The 773-nt window shown below is 31.2% G+C and carries 1 protein-coding gene; it reads left to right on the top strand.

The genetic code is table 11. The features are described from left to right. On the top strand, nucleotides 1-773 hold a 773-nt coding region (locus DM397_RS00515), incomplete at both ends, for an AMP-binding protein (RefSeq protein WP_162615436.1).

The raw sequence follows: 773 nt of genomic DNA, 5'->3' as shown, positions 1-773 counted from the left end.
AAGACCATCATAGATTTATTTGAAGAACAGGTTAGAAAGACACCAAATAATGTAGCTGTTATTTTTGAAAATAATAAACTAACCTATCAGGAACTTAATGAGAAGTCGAATCAGTTGGCTTTTTATCTTTCATCCAGATACACTGTCAATAAAGAAGATATCATAGGGGTATTTTTACCTAAATCCGATTCTAGTATTATTGCTTTATTGGCGATCTTAAAGTTAGGGGCAGTTTATTTACCAATAGATACCCATTATCCGCAGGAAAGGATTGATTTTTTAATTCAAGACAGTGGTTTAAAATTTTTGATTGCAGATAATTCGGAGTTACAAATTGATAATTGTGATATTGTAAATATTAAGTCAGTAAGGTTAGAGGATTATAGTACTGAAAACATCAATATAAAGTTTTCATCTCAAAATCTGGCCTATATTATTTATACTTCAGGTTCAACAGGACAGCCCAAAGGCGTTATGATTGAACATACCAGTAATGTGAATATGATTTTACATCAGATTCAGTCTTTAAATATTACAGATAAAGATAGATTGGTGTGGTTTGCTTCTGTTGCTTTTGATGTATCTGTTTATGAAATTATGATGAGTTTGTACAGTGGAGCTGCTTTATGTATTCCAACTGAAGAAACGATAAAAGATAAGGATGAGTTTGCAAATTTTTTGAAAGCATCAAAATCATCAGTACTTGCTCTTTCTCCGAGTTATTTAGCATTATTATCTAAAGAGGATCTTTCGGGATTAAGATGCATTACTAC

Source organism: Flavobacterium nitrogenifigens, from assembly GCF_003254565.1.
GTDB classification, from domain to species: Bacteria; Bacteroidota; Bacteroidia; order Flavobacteriales; family Flavobacteriaceae; genus Flavobacterium; species Flavobacterium nitrogenifigens.
Note: the sequence above shows the minus strand (reverse complement) of the source record. Positions and strands in the feature narration are given on the sequence as shown.